The sequence below is a fragment of the Coprobacillus sp. AF33-1AC genome (assembly GCF_003475785.1).
Classification (GTDB): Bacteria; Bacillota_I; Bacilli_A; order Erysipelotrichales; family Coprobacillaceae; genus Faecalibacillus.
In genome coordinates, this window is the sequence record NZ_QRQB01000004.1 from 44571 (window position 1) to 63101 (window position 18531).

Below are 18531 nucleotides of genomic sequence, written 5' to 3' on the forward strand. Positions count from 1 at the left end.
AAAAAATAGTTGCAAAGCAACTATTTTGAAATAAGATCCTGGAATGCATCTATATTCAATTGAGATGCCTCTTTAACCACTTGAACACTTAAATAATCAAATAATTCAGAAAATTCTAAACCAACAATATCATCGACTAATGTGCACATTGGTAAAGATGTTTTATTCTTCCACTTTACATTAAATAAGTAATCTTTTATTTGTTTTTCAGAGATATTATGAATGTCTTGTTTTCTAAATTCGCGTGTTTTTAATTTTATCAAGAAATTCAAATCGTATTTGGTAAAACGAGAATCGTTCTCACTCACTTAATATCCCCTCCATTCGTACCTTTCTATTATAAATGAAAATTCGACATAAAGGAAGTCTTTTATGAAAAGAAAACTGATCAATTCATTTCTTATTCTTTCTGTAAGCTCTGCCATATCAAAAATATTTTCAATAGCTAACAGAATGATGTTATCAAGACTTATCTCTCAAGAAGCCATGACTCTTTATCTACTCATTATTCCTACATTATCTTTATGTATTACTTTAGGACAATTTGGCATCCCCTCTGCTGTATTTAGACTAGTTAGTCATCCAAAATATAATCGCTTTAAAGTTGTTATAAGTGCTTTCATTTTAAGTATTTTTACCGTTAGCATCATTTGTTTAACACTTTTTTTTTCTAGTCACTATATAGCCTATCACTTATTAAAAAACAGTTTAGCTTTCTATCCTATTTTATCATTAATCCTCTTTATTCCCTTAGTCAGTATCAGTGGTATCATTAAAAGTTTTTACTTAGGAAAGGGACATTTATACATTATCGCAAAAGCACAAATCATTGAAGAAGTAAGCCGTTTGCTTTTTACTTATTTCATTTTAGTTCGTCCCCTTTCATATGATCTTGTATTTACTGTTACAGTTATTTATTTATCAATGAGTATTGGTGAATTAACATCTATTATCTATATGTTAGTAAAACTTAAAGAAAAGTATTCTTGTCCGTATCCTATTACTTATGAAAAAAGTCTATCTAGAGAAATACTTAATATTTCTCTACCCCTTACAGGGTCTCGATTATATCATTGTTTTGTAAATTTCTTAGAGCCTGTAACTTTAATATTTGTTTTAACATCCTTGGGTTTTAATCAACACACCATTCACCATCAATACGCAATTATGTCAGGTTATGTTGTTTCTTTGCTTGTTACACCTACTTTTTTTACAACTGTTATTTATCGGTTATACTTACCAATTGCCCAAAAAGATTTATATTACAAAAAACATAGTACTTTAAAGCATCTCTATTTAGCCTTATTTTGTTCATTTTTAATTAGCATCCCTTTCACTTGTGCCTTTTATTTTTTTCCAAAAACATGTCTATCAATTATTTATAACACCACACAGGGATATCGAGAACTCAAATATATGTGTATTCCTTTTACTCTATTTTATTTACAGACCCCTTTTTCTGTAATTTTACATGCTCAAAATAAAAACAAGGAAATGTTTATCATCTCCTTGTTAGAATGCACTTTAGAAATTATTTTAACATACTTGTTGTCATATGTTTATTATACCCACAGCGTTTTAGTAAGCTTATTATTTGGTTTATTGCTTACTTTATTGATTAGTGGATTTCTATGTTTTTTCTCGTTAAAAAAATTAGATTGTTTTTAACCAATTGCCAAAAAGTGTTAATCCTTTTTTAACTGTTTGTGGATTATTGGCTAATCCAAAACGTAAATGATACTCTAAGTCAAAACATGCTCCAGGTACAAAAAATACACCTGTATCTTGTTGTAACTTTTCCGCCAGAACAGCCGAAGGTATATCAAGATGATATTTTAAAAAACATACTGTTCCATGATCAGGAATAACACAACTAACCAAAGGATTATCTTTAAGCCATGATTTAAAATACTTTTTATTCTCTTGGATAATTGACTTATTGCGTTCAATAATTTGGTCATAATGTTGAAATACGACACACGCTAAATAGTCGCTTAATGAACCACTACTGATAATATGATAATCTCTTCTTTCATTAATCATTTTGATAAGATTTTTATCAGGTGTTTTTATCCAACCGATACGCAATCCTGCCGCAGATAATATTTTCGATATTCCTGCAGTGGAAATTCCTTTTTCATAAATATCACTGATAGAAACTTCGTTTTCACCTAAGCCACGATATGCTTCATCACAAAAAATATATAAATCATGTTTACGTGCAAGCACCACTAATTTTTCTAAAAAAGTTTTATCAAAAGTTGTACCAGTAGGATTATTAGGTGTTGTTAAACAAATCATTTTCGTTTTTGGTTTAATCAACTTTTCAAATTCATAAATAGATGGAAGCCAATCGTTTTCTTCTTTTAAATTGACAAAATCAACAGAAACACCTAAAGATTGAGGAAAACTGTATATCTGTTGATATGTTGGTGTGATGGTAATGATATGATCTTGTGGTTCTAATAAAGAAATAAGTACAAGTTCATTAGCATTAATACCACCATGAGTAATAGCAATTTGATCATCATCACCAGTTTGATATAGTTTCAAAATACCTTGCTTTAACTGATGTGATCCTTCTATTGGTCCATAATCCAACTTCATATTCAAAATATCTTGAATTTTAGTTTCTTTATCTTGAGAAAAATTTAATAGTTCATCAAGCGTTAATGATTGAGCACAAGCATCTGCTAAATTATATAAGCAATTATTTTCATGCAGAGTCATCCATGTCTCTGCTTTAAAGTTATCAATTTTCATTAATGCATAACCTTTTTCAAGAAGTCTTGAGCTCTTTGACTTTTAGGATGGCTAAAGAATTCTTCAGCATCATTTTCTTCGACAATCTTACCACTTTCAAGGAAGATAACACGATCAGCAACAGTTCGAGCAAATCCCATTTCGTGAGTGACAACAATCATTGTCATCCCCTCTTTAGCAAGTTGTTGCATAACTTCCAATACTTCAATAACCATTTCTGGATCAAGGGCACTAGTTGGTTCATCAAATAACATGACCTCTGGTTTCATACATAAAGCTCTTGCAATGGCAACCCTTTGTTTTTGACCACCAGATAGCTTATTAGGGTATTCATTTTGTTTATCTAACAGACCTACTCTATCTAAGTATTTTCTTGCCATTTCTTGTGCTTTTTGTTCGTCTTCATGAAGGACTTGTACTTGTGCGAGTGTTAAATTTTCTAAAACTGTTTTATGAGGAAATAAATTGAAATGTTGGAAAACAAATCCCATCTTTCTTAATAATTGAGGATAAGTTTCTTTGTTATTTTCATCAAATAATTGATTATCAATATAAACTGAACCTGATTCAGGTTTTTCTAAACCAATTATACATCTTAACACTGTACTTTTCCCAGACCCTGATGGTCCAATCAAAGCCACGATTTCACCTTTTTTTATTTCTAGTGATACATCATCTACAGCTTTTAAATCTTTAAATTTTTTTACAATATGTTCTACTTTAATCACTGATTGCAAACCTTCTTTCTACTCTACGTGCAAGATAAGATGTAGCTAGTGTCATAATTAAATAAAGCACTGCAGACATCAATAATGGTGGAATTAAATTAAAAGTATTCGCCCCTAAAATTTGAGCAGAATATAATAATTCGGTCGCTCCTAAAACAGAAATTAAAGAAGAATCTTTAATTAATGTAATAAATTCACTCACGATTGGTGGAATAATTCTTTTAAAAGCTTGTGGTAAAATGACTAATTTCATCGTTTGACCATAACTTAATCCTAATACTTTACATGCTTCCCATTGTCCTTTATCAACACCATTAATTCCACTACGAATAAGTTCAGTAGAATAAGCACCACTATTAATACTCATAGCCACGGCACCACAAATATAAGGATCAGGAATAAATCTTTGACCAGTAAATGATCTCATCATTACTGGAAAAGCAATGTATAAAAACAATATTTGTAATAACATTGGTGTTCCACGAATAAGTTCAACATAGATATTACCAATAATACGTAAAATACGATGTTTTGAAATTTTTGCTGCTGCACCTAATATTCCAAAAATAAGTCCAAAAAATAAAGCACAAGCGGCTAGTAATAAAGATTTACCAGCCCCTTGTAATAAGAATAATAGATTGTCAGTAGTCATAAAGTTAACTAATGCACTCACAATTATGCTCCCCACTTTGTTTTTAAATCTTGATATTTGTCAGATTTAATAAATTCTTTTAATGCTTTATTAATATCTTTCATTAAATCTTCATTTCCTTTTTTAGCAAGAATTAAGTTTTCTTCTTGTAATAAAGTTTCATCTAACATTCTAAATCCAGCTTCTTTTACATAGTTTTTAGCTACTGCTTCATCTAAGATAACAGCATCAATTCCACCAGAATTTAATGTTTCAATTAATACTTTAATATCTTTAACAGATTTAACATTTGCATTTTTAATATCTTTAGCAACTGATTCACCTGTAGTAGCAAGTTGAGCTCCAATGTTTTTACCTTCTAAATCAGCAGCAGTTTGAATAGAACTATCTTTTGCTACTAAAGCAACTTGTTTAGAATCATTATATTTATTTGACCAAATTACATTTTTCCAATCTTTATGATAAGTAAATCCAGAAATACCTAAATCAATTTGATCAGAAGTAATACTTGTAGAAATTGTATCAAAAGACATTTTTTTGAATTTATAAGAATAATTTCCACCATTTTTATTCATGATTTTAAATAATTCCTTTGTCATATCAACATCAAATCCAACCATTTTGCTTCCATCTAATGATTCATAAGGTGGATAATCAGGAGAAATACCAACTAAAACTTCTTGTTTCCCTCCACTGCTTGCACATCCGGCAACTGTTACTGCCATGATACAAACTAATAATAACTTCATTAATTTTTTCATACTTTTCCCTCATCTTTCTAACTCAATGTAATAAAAAATCTCTTAGCCTAAGCTAAGAGACGAAATATCCGCGGTACCACTCTTATTGGTATGAAATCATACCCTCCTCACCAGTAAAGCCGGTTTGCTTGTTATCCTATGTATTCAGATAACCCTCTCCAAAGTGCGCTTCATTCTATCAACTATACTAACCTTCCACCACCGTTAGCTCGCTATCATATTCTTTAGAATTACTCTCTTTTTCATTGAGTTTATTTATATACCTGTATTATAGATGATATTCATCTTTTGTCAACATTATATAACATTTTTATTTATTTCTTTGATAAAACTTTATCATTAAATTCATTAACATAATTTATGGCTTTTTCTAACATAGGATTAAAACTCTCAAGCTGTTCAATCACTTCATCTAAGTCTTCATTAGTTTGTTTAATTTGATCTTTTACTTCTTGGTTAGATTTAATAATACTGTTCTTTTTTTCTTGTGATTTTAAAATAAACATGCATCCTAACCATAGCAATAAAAAAATGCCTACAATCATCAATATGTATTTAATTATTGTCATCTTTTACCTCCTAATCAATCCATCCAAAATGTTTACATGCATATTCAATGCCATCATCATCATTTCTTTTAGTAACAAATGTCGCTATTTCTTTAAGTTCATCTTTAGCATTACCCATTGCAATAGATATAGGTGCTTGCTTGATCATTGAATAATCATTGTGCCCATCACCAAAAACAACGATATCCTCTTTATTACCACCAATCATTTCAATCATATCTAAAATACCTTGATATTTATCAGTTGGTTCAACAATAAGATGATCACCAAAATAACGCATATGATCCAACCCATTAAGATGTTCTAATTGCTTTTCTTGTTTTTCACTAAGATAGATAAAAATTTTAAATATCTCTTTTACATGATGAAAATCAAGTTCTGGGTCATATTTTAATTGACCATGTATTTGGCAATTTAAAACAGAAGATGTATTAGAATAAAGAACTGGACTATTGTCTAATACAACTGCGTAAGGCAACTGTTTATTAATACATTCATCAATTAAAGTTACTGCCTTATTAGAATCAAGTGGCTTAATATATTTTACTTTACCATTTAAAGTAATTCCATTACCACCATCCGTCACTAAATTATCAATTTTAGACAATTGTGCAAATTCTTTAGCCATCCATTGAGCACGTCCAGTAGCTATCGCAACAAAATGTCCATTTTGGCGAAGTTTATCTAATGTTCTAAAAGTACTATCCAGTATCTTCCCTCCTGGATTAGAATCCGTTAAAGTTCCATCAATATCAAAAAATAAATATTTTTTACTCATTAAGTATCACCTCATTGTATTTATTATATAACATATTTCTATAAATGGTCAGTTGTTTTAAACTGCATTTTATACAGTCTTGCATATTCACCGTTTAATTTCATTAAATCATCATGACTACCTTGTTCGCTTATCCCATCATGCGTTAAAACACATATTCTTTTAGCATTTTTTATTGTTGATAGGCGATGTGCAATGACAAATGTTGTCCTATTTTTAGCTAATTTTTCAAGCGATTCTTGAACAATTCTTTCACTTTCATTATCAAGCGCACTCGTTGCCTCATCAAAAATTAAAATTGGCGGATTTTTTAAAAACACTCTGGCTATCGATAATCTTTGTTTTTGTCCACCTGATAATTTAACTCCTCTTTGCCCACAATCAGTATCATATCCTTGTGGTAACTGCATAATAAAATCATGAGCATTCGCTTTTTTGGCTGCTTCTATACATTCTTGATCACTAGCATTTAGATTACCATAACGAATATTATCAAGAATTGTACCATTAAATAAATAAACATCCTGCTGAACGATACCAATGTTATTTCTTAAAGATGATAGTGTTACATTTTGAATATCTTGATTATCAATGAAAACATGCCCACTTGTTGGCTCATAGAATCTTGGAAGCAATGAACAAATTGTTGTTTTCCCGGCTCCAGAAGACCCAACAAAGGCAACATATTCTCCTGCTTGAATATCTAAATTAATATTTTTTAAAACATAAGGTGTTTGATTATTGTAACGGAAACTCACATGATCAAAGCTTACTTTTCCTTTTACATTTGTTAAAGCAACAGCATCTTTTTTTTCTTTAATATCCGGCTCGATTTCCATCATTTCCATAAAACGTTCAAATCCGGTAATCCCCTCTTGAAATTGTTCAGTAAAGTTTAATAATTTTTTAACTGGGTCAATTAAGTTAGTAATATACAATAAAAAAGCAATCAAATCCGCTGTCGTAATAGCATGATGAGAAATAAATAAAGTTCCAAAAAAGATAACTGTAATTGTAATGAGGCTTGTAAACATTGTTAATCCGGCATTATATTTTCCCATATAGTAATAACTATTTCGTTTACTTTCCACGTAGCGATTATTTTCAACATCAAAACGTTTCATTTCATCCTTTTCATTAGCAAAGCTTTTTACAACCCGAATTCCTGATAAATTATCTTCTATCTTGGCATTAATATCACCTATTCGTTGTCTATTTCTTTTAAACGCTCTTTTCATTTTGATATTATAGAACCAGGCAAAGCCAAACATAATAGGTACAAATAAAAAGATAATTAGCGTCAATTTTAAATCAATTGTTGATAAAATGATAAAACTACCCACAAATTTAATAATTGAAATCACAATATCTTCTGGACCATGATGATAAAGTTCTGTTAAAGAAAACAAATCATTAGTAAGTCTCGACATTAACTGTCCTGTTTTTTGTTCATCATAAAAAGAAAAAGATAATTTTTGATAATGTTCAAATAATTCATTACGTAAATCTCTTTCCATATACGTCCCCATTACATGCCCCATGTAACCTATAAAATAATTACATGCATATTCTACAAATACCAGCATAAGCATAATAATACCTAACTTATATATAAGTTGTATATCAACGATTTTTTGTACTAAAACAACTCCCGTTATATAACGTGTTACTAAGGGAAAAATAAGTGTAATTCCTGCTGCAACAATAGCACAAAACATATCTGCAAAAAATAACTTTAAATAGGGTTTGTAGTATGAAAAAAATTTATTCCATCTTCCTTGCATCATTTCACATCCTTTTTTGTCATTGTGTCATAAATGTAAAATAAATTCAATTAAATCATTTAAAGGAGCATCGCCATGCTTTATCAAATTTTACACATCATTCTTGGTTTAGGACTCTTTTTATTTGGTATTGAGTATATGTCTCAAGGTATTCAGGCTTTCTCTCAAAAAAGAGTAAAACAAATCATTGAAAATTATGTTTCTTCTCCTATAAAAGGCATTGTTATTGGTACTCTTACTACCGCAGTAATTCAATCAAGTTCTGCTATTACTTCCTTAGTTATCACTCTAATCAAAGCCAATACAATGACTTTAAATCAAGCAGTTGGAATTATTGTTGGTGCAAATATCGGTACAACAATGACTGCCTTTATTGTAAGTTTACAAATTGAAAACTTATCCATCTATTTTATGATTATCGGTTCATTTCTTATCTTTATTTCTAAATATCAAAAAATAAGTTTAATAGGACAAATTTGTTTTGGTTTTGGTTGTTTGTTTTATGGTTTAGAAATAATGAATCTCTATTTAGCACCTCTTGCTCATACATCCTTCTTTCATGAGATAATACTTATCTTGTCCAAAAATCCAATCTATGCTCTCACTGGTGGTATCTTTTTAACTTGTATTATTCAATCTTCAAGTGTCATGATTGCTATTATTCAACAATTAGGACAACTAAAAATGATATCTCTTGTGAACGCTATTGCATTTTTACTTGGCAGTAATATTGGTACTACGATAACAGCCACTTTAGCTGCCTTAGGTGATTGTAAAGAAGCAAAGCAAGCCGCCTTCTTTCATTTTATCTTCAATGCTGGAGGTGTTTTGATTTTTGCATTATTTTTATACCCCTTTAGCTTATGGATGTCACAAATAAAAATGCACTATCATTTATCATATAGTATGACAATTGCTCTTAGTCATTTTTTCTTTAATATAATCAGCACCATCGTGATTATCCCCTTTATAAATAAAATATCTTACTGGATAGAAAAGTTAAAATAACCCAAGTGTTAAGATTTCGTTAAGATATTAATGATTTTCTTTACACTTTCTTAACATTCTAATATATTTATGCTATAGGAGTGTGAATATATGACATTATCACAAATTAACTGGCCCTTAATTTTGGCTGGACTTGGATTATTTTTATTTGGTATTGAATACATGGGGGATGGTTTAAAAAGTTATTCTGGTGATAAACTTAAAGATATCATTGATAGATATACTTCTAGCCCTCTTAAAGGTATATTAATTGGTGCCTTTGTCACTTGCTTAATTCAATCTAGTTCAGGAACGACCGCTTTAACAATCGGTTTAATTCGTTCTGGACTCATGAATTTAAATCAAGCAGTTGGTATTATTATGGGTGCTAATATCGGAACTGTTATTACCTCTTTTTTAGTTGGTTTAAAAGTATCAAAATATGCCGTTTACTTTATTATTATTGGTGCTTTTGCCCTTATGTTTTCTAAAAATAAAAAGACAAAATATTTAGGACAAATTATTTTTGGTTTTGGTTGTTTATTCTATGGATTAGATTTAATGGGAGAAAATTTAGGAATGATAGCTCAAGTTCCTGAATTCACCCAAGTTACAGAGTACTTAGCACAAAACCCATGGTTAGGATTATTAGGTGGAACTTTACTTACTACAGCTATTCAATCATCAGCAGCAGTTATTGCCATTATTCAACAAATGTATGGTGCTGGTGCTATTGGTTTGAATATCGCTCTTCCATTTTTATTTGGATCAAATATCGGTACCACAATTACCGCTATCCTCGCTTCAATCGGTGGTTCCATTCCTGCAAAAAGAGCTGCTTTTTTCCATGTTCTATTCAACGTTGTTGGATCATTAATCTTTATGATTGTTTTATATCCTTTCCAATCCTTAATTAATTGGATTGCTTCATTGATTCCAATTACGCCAGAATTACAGCTTGCTTTAGCTCATGGAATTTTTAACATTACTACAACAATTCTCTTCTTCCCATTCATTAGTAAAATTGTTATTTTAATTAAAAAAATTATTCCAAATCATGCTAAAGAATTACAAATGGATTTAAGTGAATTAGATACGAATGTTGTTCAATTATTTCCTTCTCACGCACTTGCTATTTCAAAAAGCAAAATCATTGAAATGGGACAAATAACAATTGAAACAGTAGAAGCTTTAAAAGCATATTTAGAACAAAAAAGCAGTACTGCTAAAGATAGTGTTTTAGAGTTAGAAAATGCCATTAATTTGCTAGATAAAAAAATCACAGAATATCTTGTATTAATTTCACATGAACAACTTAATGACCATGATTCTAATGAATATCTTGCCAATATGAAATCTATAAAAGATTTTGAACGCATTGGCGATTTAAGTATTAATATTTTAAAATTTGTTGAAGCTATTTTTGATGAAAGAGAAGATTTTTCTAATGAAGGAAAGCAAGATTTAATCATTATGTTAGATATGGTTATTGTAATGATCAATAAAGCTGTCAGTGCTTTTGATAGCCATCAAGTTGATGATATTAACTTTGTTGATGAAAAAGAATCTGATTTAGATTACTTTACGAAAAAAGCAAAACAAAGACATATTCAACGAGTAAGTAATGGTATTGAAAAGTCAGCACTTGTCAACTCTACATATGTTGATATCTTATCAAACTTAGAAAGAATGGGTGATCATTGCCAAAATATTGCTGAATCATATGCACTAGAAGAAGCAGCATTTACACCAAGCGAACCTGATTCTGCTTTTTCAAAATAATAAGTAAAAGCTATAAGAAAATAACTTATAGCTTTTTTATTGACGAAAAGTATTACATTTGTTATGTTTTAATTAATAATTTTAAAGGAGACAGATTATGTCATATCGTATTTTTGATTACCATGTGGATGAATTTTTGCTATTTGAAAATAAACTTAATACTTTATCAGTTAAAGGGTACAATCCCTATAGTTTAGATTTAATTTCTAAAATAAAAAAAGATAACCAACAATATCACTATGTTTGTGATATTGCCCTATTTAAAAAAGGACAACCAAAAAAAGATGAAATTGATCGTATGATTAATTCTTATCTAGAAAATGGTTACGATTATTGTGGAAGAGTAAGGAAAATCTATGTTTTTAGATCTAAAGAAAAACTAGCTTATCGTTATCATCAAGAAACTGATTTTATTCCTTATTTTAAAGAACAAACTAAATCAAGAATTACCGGTTTTGCAATCAGCCTGCTTTTTTCTCTCGCCGTTACCTATTTTATTAGTACCAATATTCAAATAAAAAACATGATTACCAATGGTTCAATCATGCTTTATCTATCCTATATACCTATTTGTTTAACAATTCTTTACTACACATATAAAAACTGGATTGTCCATGAAAAAATAAGAAGACAATTCTTAAAACAGCAAGACTTCACTAAAGAAAAACTTAATCAATTATCCATGCATAAAAAGAAAGTTAAATATATGATAGGATTTTGTTTGATTTATGTATTGGCTGGTTTTAGTTTAGATTATCTTCAACGAGATATTCACCCACTTGATTCATCAATTCTTACCTTAAATGATTTATCTTTAACACCGTCAAAAGACCAAACTTATACTTCATCTCGTAGTATCCTCACTCAGGGTAAAATATGCACTGAAACAAATCAAAAAGATATCATTCATAGTGAAATTTACACATTAAAAAATCATCAATATAGTCAAACTTTCTTCAATCGACTACTAAATGAACACAGTCATAATAGACAAAAAAAAGCAATAAATAAAAATACTTATCTTATTGCCTCATCAAAGCATTATGATACGGTTATCATGTTAGAGCACAATAAAATCATTTATGTCACTACATCATTGGATTTAACTCAAAATAATTATGCTCATAAAATCATAAAATTTTATAAAAAATAAAAGAAAACTCTTTGAGTTTTCTTTTTTAATAATAGTGTGTAATTTCTTCCACTGTCTTTCTAGGTGGACGTTGGGGATCAATATCACTATACCCTACCGCAATAACTGAAACAATCATTTCGTTAGCTGGAATCTCCAATAATTTGCGAATACTTCTTTCATTTCGTATACCCATCACTAATGTTCCTAAGCCTAATTCAGTTGCTTTTAAAATTAAATTTTGATTATGCAGACCTGTATCGTAAATACCCCAACCATTATTGAGTTCATTATCTGGGCTTCCATTCCTTTGATAACCTGCACGGTCTTTAACAAAAGTAGAAACAATTAATACAGGTGCATTTTCAACATTTTTTTGATTAAATTCCGGTAAACATTGTGCTTTAAATTGTTTTAATAATTCTTTTGATTGGATAACATGATAACGTGGTGTTTGACTGTTCTTCCATGTTTCTGCCAAAGTAGCACAATGAATCATTTCATCAATTAATTGTTTTGATACATCTTGATCTTTATATTTTCTAATACTCTTACGCTGATTAATAATATCATTTAACTCCATATTTGCACCTCCAAAGCCATTATAACAATGTCTAATAAAAAAGGCTACTCAATGTAGCCGTTTTTTATCCACTTTATTTATTTAATTGAATCATCAAATCACAAATTTTATTTGAAAAATCCACTGGATTTTCTACAGTAAATCCTTCAATTAATAAAGCTTGATCATATAATAATGATGCATAATCACCGATAGTATCTGGTTTATTTTTAAACACATTAGAAATTGCTTGGAAAATAGGATGATTTGGATTGATTTCTAAAATTCGTCCTGCTTTAACATCGCCACCTTCTGGCATCGCATTCAATACTTTTTCCATTTCAAACGATACACCTTGATCACTTACTAAACATACAGGATGTGATTTTAAACGATTTGTAAATCTTACATCAACTACTTTATTATCTAATGAATCTTTAATAGCTGTAAGTAAATCTTTATTATCATCATTAATCTTTTCTAATTCTTTCTTTTCTTCTTCAGTTTCAAGATTTAAATCACCTTGAGCTACATTTTTAAATGCTTTACCATCATAATCTCTCATCATTTGAATCATAAATTCATCAACATTGTCCATCATGAATAAAACATCATAATCTTTATCTAAAACCACTTCTACTTGTGGTAAAGTTGCAATTTTTTCTTTTGTTTCACCACTTGCAAAATAGATTTCAGCTTGTCCTTCTTTCATACTATCAATATATTCTTTTAAAGTAATATATTTATCTTGTTTGCTTGAATAGAATAGTAATAAATCTTGTAATTTATCTTTTAGCATACCATAGCTTTGATAAATACCAAATTTTAATTGAAGACCAAAATTTTTAAAGAATGACTCATATTTTTCACGGTCATTTTTTAACATATTTTCTAATTCACTTTGAATTTTCTTTTCAATCTTATCAGCAATTAATTTTAATTGACGATCGTGCTGTAAAATTTCACGTGAAATATTTAAAGATAAATCTTGTGAATCAACTAAACCTTTAACAAATCTAAAATGTTCTGGAACTAAATCGCTGGCTTTATCCATAATGAAGACACCACGACTATAAAGTTGTAGACCTTTTTCATAATCATTTGAATAATAATTCATAGGTGCTTGACTAGGAATAAATAATAATGCATCATAAGAAACATTACCCTCTACACGTGTATGAATGACTTTTAAAGGATCTGAAAAATCATTGAATTTATCTTTATAGAATTCATTATATTCTTCTAGTTTAATATCCTTTTTATTACGTTTCCATAATGGAACCATAGAGTTAAGTGTTTTGTTTTCAACAACATCTTCATATTCATCACTATCTTCTTTTTTCTTAGAAACAGTCACATCCATTTTAATTGGATAATGAACATAATCTGAATACTTCTTAATTAATCTTTCTATTTCATATTGATCTAAATATTCATCATATTTATCATCATCTGTATTATCTTTTAAATATAATTTAATTGATGTTCCTGTAGATAATCCATTAGTTTCAAAAATTTCATAGCCATCATTTGCACTTGAAACCCATGTATACCCTTGATCTTGACCATACTTACGTGATGAAACTTCGACTTTTTTTGCAACCATAAATGCTGAATAGAAGCCCACACCAAATTGACCAATAATATCTATATCATCATGATCATTTTCGTTTTTAAATTTAAATGACCCACTATTAGCAATTGTTCCTAAATGTTCTTCTAATTCATCTTTATCCATTCCAATACCATGATCTGTTATTGTAAGAGTTCTATTTTCTTTATCAATAGCTAGATCAATAGATAAATCCTGTCTATTAATAGATGAAATATTTTCTGTAAGAGCTTTATAATATAATTTATCACTAGCATCACTTGCATTAGATATTAATTCTCTTAAAAATATTTCTTTATGTGTATAAATGGAATTGACCATTAAATCTAGTAATCTTTGAGATTCAGCTTTAAATTGTTTTTTTTCTGCCATAATTATCCTCCTTTAGCACTCTGCTATTAAATTTGCTAAAAACAGTATATTACTTTTATTTAGCACTGTCAACACTTGAGTGCTATAAATAAAAAAGAACTTTTAAAAAGTTCTTAATTAGAATTCATTGGTAAAATTAAATTTAATAGTACGCCAACAATAGCAGCTAATGCTGTTCCAGATAAAGTAGCACTTCCACCAAGTGGGAAAACCGCACCACCTAAACCAATGACAAGCATTGCTGAAGCAATAATCAGATTTCTTTGTTTACTAAAATCAACCTTTTCATCAATAAGAATTCGTAAACCATTACTAGCAATAACACCATATAATAGAATACTCATTCCTCCAAGTACACAATTTGGAATAGAACTGATTAATGCTGCAATTTTACCACAAAAAGAAAGTAAAATAGCAATACACGCTGCTCCACAAGTAACATATACAGAACCAATTTTTGTTAAACCAATAACACCTGTATTTTCACCATAAGTTGTATTAGCAGGTCCACCAATAAATGCAGATACAGTTGTAGCAAGACCATCACCAATCAAAGTACGATCTAATCCAGGATCTTTTAAGAAATTAAGTCCGCAGATTTTTCCTAAAACTGTATGATCGCCAATATGTTCTGAAACAGTAACAATAGCAACTGGTAATACAGCCCATGTTTCAGGTCCAAAGTGTAAATGATATGAGTCAAATCCAGGTACATGGAATGGAAATTTAAATTGTGGAATTGAAATCCATGCAGCTTTTGATACTCCTGATAAATCCACAATACCAAAACATAAAGATAAAACATACCCTACTAATATTGCAATTAAAAAAGGTACAATCTTTAAAAATCCCTTTGCTTGACTTGAAACTAATGCTGCAACTAAAAATGTAACAATGGCAACAATCATATAAGAAACTTCACCACCTAAAACAAACCCAGCATTAGTAATTGCATTACTGGCAAGACCTAAACCAATAACTGCAATCATAGGTCCAATAACAATTGGTGGTAATAAACGATCAATCCAATCTTTCCCTACAAATTTAATGATAATTGCAATAATAACATAAATAAGACCAACTAACATTAATCCTGTTTGTGCTGCTGAAACATCACCACCCATAGATTTTACAGCTAATTGAACTGCTGTAATGTAGGCAAAAGATGAACCCAAATATACTGGTACTTTTCTTTTAGTACACATTGTATAAATTAATGTTCCTATACCTGAGGCAAATAAAGCAACAGATACTGGAAAACCAGTCAAAATAGGAACAAGAATGGTTGCTCCAAACATGGCAAATACATGTTGGAAACTCAAGAAAATCCATTGTAAACCATTAGGTTTTTCATTAACATCGATAATTAAATTTTTACTTTTTTCCATTATATTCTCCCTTTTCTTAGGATATCATAACAAATAATGATATTAATGTCTAAAACTTTCTTGATTATTTTTGTCGGCTACATTTTTCAATATCAATAGCTAAAGCAATCATTAAAACATCTAATGCATATTGGAAATCCTCAACATCTAAAATATAAGTATCTGTTAAATGTAGAAGTTCTTTATCTATCTTTGCTACTCTTTGATGATTTTCATCATAAATATCATAATTCCATTCCATTATTTCTCCCTCAATTGACCAGTTAAGATAATCTAAAACATAAGCAGGTTTAAACAATTGAAATACTTTGCGAATCGAACCAACATATTGATTATTTTTATACAAAGCAAATCTAGGCATAAAAGTCAATAATTCTTCTTTAATCATCCCAACTAATTCATCATGAACATTATAAATCAATAATTTATGTCCAAAACTCAATTTCCCTTCCACCTTAAAAACAACTTGGTCTTGATCATCATAAATATCATAACTATCAAATAGTGAGAGTAATCTTTGTTTAAATATCAGTTTCATATACTATCTCCCTTTAGCTTATTGTATAAAAAAGTCTATACATTGTATAGACTTAATTATTTATAAATATTGAACTGTTTCTTTAATTTCTTTTCTAGAAAAGTGATTAGCTAATGGTTTAGCTTTACCATACCCTAAATCCATCATCATTAAGATTTCCTCATTTTTTGGAAGATTCAATTCTTTTGCTAACTGTTCAGGATCAAAAAAATTAATCCAACAACTATCTACCCCTGCATTATAGGCAGCTAATAGCATATGAGTAGCAACAATAGAAGCATCTTCAATTCCAGAATTTCTTTTATCACCAGGATAATTAAAAACATGATTTTTATCATAAGCAACAACTAAAACCGTTGGTGCATGATAACGACAAGGTGTGCAGTGATCAATTTTATCTAAGTATTCTTTTGATTGAATAACATATATTTTTTGTTCTTGAAAGTTTTTTGCAGTTGGCGCAATTCTTCCAGCTTCTAGTATCTCATTTAATTGATGTTCATCAATTTGTTTATCAGTGAAATCCTTGCATGAGTAACGATTTGTAATAACTTCATTAAATTCCATATAATATTCCTCGCTTTTCAAAAACTATTATACTCCAATTAAATACAAATAAAAATAAAAGATATATCACTATGAAAGTGATATATCTTATTTTTTAGTCTAACTCTTCACCATTGCTTTCAAATGCTTTTTTAACCCAATAATATGATTTTTTAGGAATACGTTTCATATCTCTTAAATCTTTGTTTGTTCTATTAACATAAACAAATCCATAACGTTTATCCATATTGCACATACTAGCTAAGATATCAATTGGTCCCCAAGTAATATAACCTAAGCAATCAACACCATCTTCAAAAATAGCATTTTTCATTTCTTTAATATGATCTCTATGATAATTGATACGATAATCATCTTCAATAGTACGACCTTCTGCTAACATTTTGTCTACTTCTTCTTGAGTCATATCTTCACGCCATCCAATACCATTTTCAAGAACAAATACTGGAAGTCCAGTTCTATGATGTAAATCATTTAATGTCCATCTGAATCCAATTGGATCAATTTCCCAATCCCATTCATTAGCTTCGCAATGTGGATTTTTAATTTGTTGTTCATTTACACATTCATGTGCAGGTCTTTCGTAATCAAATTTTCCAGTTTTAACTGTATTTGAACGATAATAAGAGAAAGCAATATAATCAACTGTGTATTTTAATAATTCTTCATCGCCTTCTTCAAATTCTGGCATCCATCCTCTGTTTTCAAGATAAGCATTCCAATAATCAGGATATTTACCTTGAGCAAATGTATCAACTAAGAATCCGTTTAATAAATTATAACCTTTAGTAGCAAAGAAGTTATTTTCTGGACTATTATCATAAGCATAAATGTTTGTAATAGCACCCATTCCGCAGAATTTAGCATCTGGTTGCATTTGTCTTAAAGCACGTACTGCTTTACAGTGAGCCATCATAACATTATGATTAACTTGATATAAATGTTTAGGATAGCTTACGCCTTCAGGAATAACTTCAGCGTTAGAAACACGTAACATCATACTATGAAGATTTTGTTCATTAAATGACATCCAATGTTTAACACGATCACCAAATCTTTCAATACATACTTTGGCATATCTTTCAAAGCAATCAACAACATATCTTGAAGCAAAACCATTATATTTTTCTACTAAATGATATGGCATATCAAAGTGAACTAATGTAATCATTGGTTCAATTCCAGCAGCTAATAATTTATCAATTAAATCGCTATAAAATTTAACTCCTTCTTCATTAACTGGTTCATCTAATGTACCATTAGGAATAATACGACTCCAACAAATAGAGAAACGATAGAAATTAAATCCCATTCCTTTCATTAATGCAATATCTTCATCATAACGAGTATATTCATCAATAGCATCATTCCAATCAGAAAATTCAGGATTCATAGGTCTTACATCATAAACACATAATCCTTTTCCACCTTCATGACGATGTCCTTCAGTTTGGAATGATGAAACTGATCCACCCCAATAAAAATCTTTAGCTAATTTTTTTTCCATAATAATCTCCTTTTTTATCTCACAATAATATTTTAACCATCAAAATTTA

General features: G+C 29.4%; 18 protein-coding genes and 1 other annotated feature. Of the genes, 4 read left to right on the forward strand and 14 right to left on the reverse strand.

Annotation, left to right across the window (positions count from 1 at the left end):
- Positions 1 to 20 precede the first annotated feature (20 nt).
- Positions 21 to 308, reverse strand: a complete 288-nt coding sequence (locus tag DWZ53_RS02730; protein ID WP_118431768.1) for a post-transcriptional regulator — start codon at positions 306 to 308, stop codon at positions 21 to 23.
- Positions 309 to 372: 64 nt separating this feature from the next.
- On the opposite strand from DWZ53_RS02730, the gene DWZ53_RS02735 reads away from it, so the two are divergent.
- A complete protein-coding gene (locus tag DWZ53_RS02735) occupies positions 373 to 1668 on the forward strand; it encodes an oligosaccharide flippase family protein (RefSeq protein ID WP_118431770.1) in 1296 nt (431 codons plus the stop codon).
- Here the strand turns inward: DWZ53_RS02735 and DWZ53_RS02740 are convergent.
- From DWZ53_RS02740 to DWZ53_RS02770, 7 genes are all read right to left on the reverse strand, one after another.
- A complete protein-coding gene (locus tag DWZ53_RS02740; protein ID WP_118431772.1) occupies positions 1654 to 2763 on the reverse strand; it encodes an aminotransferase class I/II-fold pyridoxal phosphate-dependent enzyme in 1110 nt (369 codons plus the stop codon). The two genes, DWZ53_RS02735 and DWZ53_RS02740, sit on opposite strands and share 15 nt — an antisense overlap.
- A complete protein-coding gene (locus DWZ53_RS02745) occupies positions 2763 to 3491 on the reverse strand; it encodes an amino acid ABC transporter ATP-binding protein (protein WP_118431774.1) in 729 nt (242 codons plus the stop codon). The genes DWZ53_RS02740 and DWZ53_RS02745 overlap by 1 nt, the downstream gene beginning before the upstream one ends.
- Positions 3484 to 4164 (reverse strand): amino acid ABC transporter permease, encoded by a 681-nt coding sequence (locus DWZ53_RS02750; RefSeq protein ID WP_118431776.1) that lies wholly within the window; start codon positions 4162 to 4164, stop codon positions 3484 to 3486. The genes DWZ53_RS02745 and DWZ53_RS02750 overlap by 8 nt, the downstream gene beginning before the upstream one ends.
- Positions 4165 to 4166: 2 nt before the next feature.
- On the reverse strand, positions 4167 to 4904 hold the full coding sequence (locus tag DWZ53_RS02755) for a transporter substrate-binding domain-containing protein (RefSeq protein WP_118431778.1): 738 nt from the start codon (positions 4902 to 4904) through the stop codon (positions 4167 to 4169).
- Between the two features lie 52 nt (positions 4905 to 4956).
- Positions 4957 to 5159: a binding site (T-box leader), on the reverse strand.
- 59 nt (positions 5160 to 5218) lie between these two features.
- The gene (locus DWZ53_RS02760) at positions 5219 to 5473 is read right to left on the reverse strand and encodes a hypothetical protein (protein WP_118431780.1); all 255 of its coding nucleotides are present in this window, start codon (positions 5471 to 5473) and stop codon (positions 5219 to 5221) included.
- A gap of 10 nt (positions 5474 to 5483) precedes the next feature.
- Positions 5484 to 6251 carry a Cof-type HAD-IIB family hydrolase gene (locus tag DWZ53_RS02765; RefSeq protein WP_118431782.1) on the reverse strand — a complete coding sequence of 256 codons (768 nt, stop codon included), beginning with the start codon at positions 6249 to 6251 and terminating at the stop codon, positions 5484 to 5486.
- A 38-nt stretch (positions 6252 to 6289) separates the two neighbouring features.
- Positions 6290 to 8035: an ABC transporter ATP-binding protein gene (locus tag DWZ53_RS02770; protein WP_118431784.1), complete on the reverse strand. Its 1746-nt coding sequence runs from the start codon at positions 8033 to 8035 to the stop codon at positions 6290 to 6292.
- A 75-nt stretch (positions 8036 to 8110) separates the two neighbouring features.
- On the opposite strand from DWZ53_RS02770, the gene DWZ53_RS02775 reads away from it, so the two are divergent.
- The 3 genes from DWZ53_RS02775 to DWZ53_RS02785 all read left to right on the forward strand — a co-directional run bounded on the left by DWZ53_RS02775 (position 8111) and on the right by DWZ53_RS02785 (position 11957).
- Entirely contained in the window at positions 8111 to 9043 is a 933-nt protein-coding gene (locus tag DWZ53_RS02775; protein ID WP_118431786.1) for a Na/Pi cotransporter family protein, read from the forward strand.
- Positions 9044 to 9133: 90 nt separating this feature from the next.
- A complete protein-coding gene (locus DWZ53_RS02780) occupies positions 9134 to 10804 on the forward strand; it encodes a Na/Pi cotransporter family protein (protein WP_118431787.1) in 1671 nt (556 codons plus the stop codon).
- Positions 10805 to 10901: 97 nt separating this feature from the next.
- Positions 10902 to 11957: a hypothetical protein gene (locus tag DWZ53_RS02785; RefSeq protein ID WP_118431789.1), complete on the forward strand. Its 1056-nt coding sequence runs from the start codon at positions 10902 to 10904 to the stop codon at positions 11955 to 11957.
- A 25-nt stretch (positions 11958 to 11982) separates the two neighbouring features.
- On the opposite strand, the gene DWZ53_RS02790 is transcribed toward DWZ53_RS02785, so the two are convergent.
- The 6 genes from DWZ53_RS02790 to DWZ53_RS02815 all read right to left on the reverse strand — a co-directional run bounded on the left by DWZ53_RS02790 (position 11983) and on the right by DWZ53_RS02815 (position 18482).
- Positions 11983 to 12519: a nitroreductase family protein gene (locus tag DWZ53_RS02790; protein WP_118431791.1), complete on the reverse strand. Its 537-nt coding sequence runs from the start codon at positions 12517 to 12519 to the stop codon at positions 11983 to 11985.
- A gap of 73 nt (positions 12520 to 12592) precedes the next feature.
- Positions 12593 to 14482, reverse strand: coding sequence for a molecular chaperone HtpG (gene htpG, locus DWZ53_RS02795; protein WP_118431793.1), 1890 nt, complete (start codon positions 14480 to 14482; stop codon positions 12593 to 12595).
- Between the two features lie 113 nt (positions 14483 to 14595).
- Positions 14596 to 15870, reverse strand: a complete 1275-nt coding sequence (locus DWZ53_RS02800) for a uracil-xanthine permease family protein (protein ID WP_118431795.1) — start codon at positions 15868 to 15870, stop codon at positions 14596 to 14598.
- A gap of 64 nt (positions 15871 to 15934) precedes the next feature.
- Complete coding sequence (locus DWZ53_RS02805; RefSeq protein WP_118431797.1) at positions 15935 to 16408, reverse strand: LURP-one-related/scramblase family protein; 474 nt, start codon at positions 16406 to 16408, stop codon at positions 15935 to 15937.
- A 60-nt stretch (positions 16409 to 16468) separates the two neighbouring features.
- Positions 16469 to 16975 carry a nitroreductase family protein gene (locus DWZ53_RS02810; RefSeq protein WP_118431799.1) on the reverse strand — a complete coding sequence of 169 codons (507 nt, stop codon included), beginning with the start codon at positions 16973 to 16975 and terminating at the stop codon, positions 16469 to 16471.
- 94 nt (positions 16976 to 17069) lie between these two features.
- Positions 17070 to 18482 (reverse strand): glycoside hydrolase family 1 protein, encoded by a 1413-nt coding sequence (locus DWZ53_RS02815; RefSeq protein ID WP_118431801.1) that lies wholly within the window; start codon positions 18480 to 18482, stop codon positions 17070 to 17072.
- Between the last annotated feature and the right edge of the window lie 49 nt (positions 18483 to 18531).

What these genes read in the sequence shown, in the direction of transcription:
- DWZ53_RS02735 (WP_118431770.1), top strand. Translation starts at nt 373, where the DNA reads ATGAAAAGAAAACTGATCAATTCATTTCTTATTCTTTCTGTAAGCTCT.
- DWZ53_RS02740 (WP_118431772.1), bottom strand. Translation starts at nt 2,763, where the DNA reads ATGAAAATTGATAACTTTAAAGCAGAGACATGGATGACTCTGCATGAA.
- DWZ53_RS02755 (WP_118431778.1), bottom strand. Translation starts at nt 4,904, where the DNA reads ATGAAAAAATTAATGAAGTTATTATTAGTTTGTATCATGGCAGTAACA.
- DWZ53_RS02760 (WP_118431780.1), bottom strand. Translation starts at nt 5,473, where the DNA reads ATGACAATAATTAAATACATATTGATGATTGTAGGCATTTTTTTATTG.
- DWZ53_RS02765 (WP_118431782.1), bottom strand. Translation starts at nt 6,251, where the DNA reads ATGAGTAAAAAATATTTATTTTTTGATATTGATGGAACTTTAACGGAT.
- DWZ53_RS02770 (WP_118431784.1), bottom strand. Translation starts at nt 8,035, where the DNA reads ATGCAAGGAAGATGGAATAAATTTTTTTCATACTACAAACCCTATTTA.
- DWZ53_RS02775 (WP_118431786.1), top strand. Translation starts at nt 8,111, where the DNA reads ATGCTTTATCAAATTTTACACATCATTCTTGGTTTAGGACTCTTTTTA.
- DWZ53_RS02780 (WP_118431787.1), top strand. Translation starts at nt 9,134, where the DNA reads ATGACATTATCACAAATTAACTGGCCCTTAATTTTGGCTGGACTTGGA.
- DWZ53_RS02785 (WP_118431789.1), top strand. Translation starts at nt 10,902, where the DNA reads ATGTCATATCGTATTTTTGATTACCATGTGGATGAATTTTTGCTATTT.
- DWZ53_RS02790 (WP_118431791.1), bottom strand. Translation starts at nt 12,519, where the DNA reads ATGGAGTTAAATGATATTATTAATCAGCGTAAGAGTATTAGAAAATAT.
- htpG (WP_118431793.1), bottom strand. Translation starts at nt 14,482, where the DNA reads ATGGCAGAAAAAAAACAATTTAAAGCTGAATCTCAAAGATTACTAGAT.
- DWZ53_RS02800 (WP_118431795.1), bottom strand. Translation starts at nt 15,870, where the DNA reads ATGGAAAAAAGTAAAAATTTAATTATCGATGTTAATGAAAAACCTAAT.
- DWZ53_RS02805 (WP_118431797.1), bottom strand. Translation starts at nt 16,408, where the DNA reads ATGAAACTGATATTTAAACAAAGATTACTCTCACTATTTGATAGTTAT.
- DWZ53_RS02810 (WP_118431799.1), bottom strand. Translation starts at nt 16,975, where the DNA reads ATGGAATTTAATGAAGTTATTACAAATCGTTACTCATGCAAGGATTTC.
- DWZ53_RS02815 (WP_118431801.1), bottom strand. Translation starts at nt 18,482, where the DNA reads ATGGAAAAAAAATTAGCTAAAGATTTTTATTGGGGTGGATCAGTTTCA.